Origin of the sequence: Streptomyces sp. W16 (assembly GCF_033194735.1) — a bacterium.
Classification (GTDB): Bacteria; Actinomycetota; Actinomycetes; order Streptomycetales; family Streptomycetaceae; genus Streptomyces.
Window position 1 is genome coordinate 1 of sequence record NZ_JAWOAI010001212.1, and the last position, 739, is coordinate 739.

Annotated in this window: 1 protein-coding gene; it reads left to right on the forward strand. The window is 74.6% G+C overall.

Annotated elements, in window-relative coordinates; all coding sequences use genetic code 11:
- The coding region (locus R6V09_RS54265) for a serine/threonine-protein kinase (RefSeq protein WP_317888703.1) at window positions 1–739 on the forward strand (739 nt) is incomplete at both ends.

Below are 739 nucleotides of genomic sequence, written 5' to 3' on the forward strand. Positions count from 1 at the left end.
CGGTGTGCCGTGGGTCGCCACGGCGTACGCGGCCGGTCCGTCGCTGTCCGCCGCCGTCACGGACGGCGGGCCACTGCCTCCCGCTTCCGTACGGGCCCTGGGCGCGGGGCTCGCCGAGGCGCTGACGGCCGTCCACGAACTGGGGCTCGTGCACCGGGACGTGAAACCGTCCAATGTGCTCCTCACCCTCGACGGGCCCCTCCTCATCGACTTCGGGATCGCCCGCGCCACGGACGGCACGGCCTCCCTCACCTCCACCGGCGTCTCCGTCGGCTCGCCCGGCTACATGGCCCCCGAGCAGATCCTCGGGAAGGGGGCGACCGGTGCCTCGGACGTCTTCTCCCTGGGGGCCGTGCTGGTGTACGCGGCCACGGGCGAGTCCCCCTTCCCCGGCGACTCCTCGGCCGCGCTGCTCTACAAGGTCGTCCACGAGGAACCCCAACTGGGGAAGATCAGCGGGGACTTGCGGGAGCTGGCGAGTGCCTGTCTGGCCAAGGACCCTGCCTCGCGGCCGAGTCCGGGCGAGGTGTCCCGGCGGCTCGCACCGGAAGGGGCCGCCCGGCTGGTGGCCGGTGGCTGGCTGCCCGGGGCGCTGGTGGAGCAGGTCAGCCGAAGTGCCGTACAGCTGCTGAACCTTGAGGCGGTGGGGGTGGCCGAGGGGATGCCCTCGGGGCCGGTGGCGTTCAGCAGCCCCTCGGTGGGGGCGGGGGTCGCCGCCGCCGACGCCGGGGCGTTCGGG